This window comes from Paraburkholderia sp. SIMBA_054 (assembly GCF_046534875.1).
In the GTDB taxonomy this organism is placed as follows: domain Bacteria; phylum Pseudomonadota; class Gammaproteobacteria; order Burkholderiales; family Burkholderiaceae; genus Paraburkholderia; species Paraburkholderia hospita.
This window is the reverse complement of record NZ_JAWRXV010001752.1, coordinates 1-235: the sequence shown is the minus strand read 5'-3', so window position 1 is coordinate 235 and position 235 is coordinate 1. Positions and strand designations below refer to the sequence as shown.

The 235-nt window shown below is 69.8% G+C and carries 1 protein-coding gene; it reads right to left on the bottom strand.

Features of this window, described 5'->3' with window-relative positions:
- Positions 1-235 (bottom strand): SDR family NAD(P)-dependent oxidoreductase (locus tag SB822_RS61100; protein WP_410859659.1); only part of this gene is annotated, 235 nt, incomplete at both ends.

The following is a 235-nucleotide window of genomic DNA, read 5'->3' as shown; positions in this document are numbered from 1 at the left end:
CGGCGCTGGCGTCGGTGGTGCGCAGCAGGCCACCGGAGACCATGTTGACGGTGATGCCGTCCGGGCCGAGGTCGCCGGCCAGGGTACGGGTCAGCGAGAGCAGGGCGGCCTTGGCGGCGGTGTAGTCGTGATAGGGCACGACCGGGTTCTGGAACAGGTTGGTGCCGACGTTGACGATGCGGCCGAAGCGCTGTTCGCGCATGCCCGGCAGGGTGGCCTGCACGGTGTTCAGTGC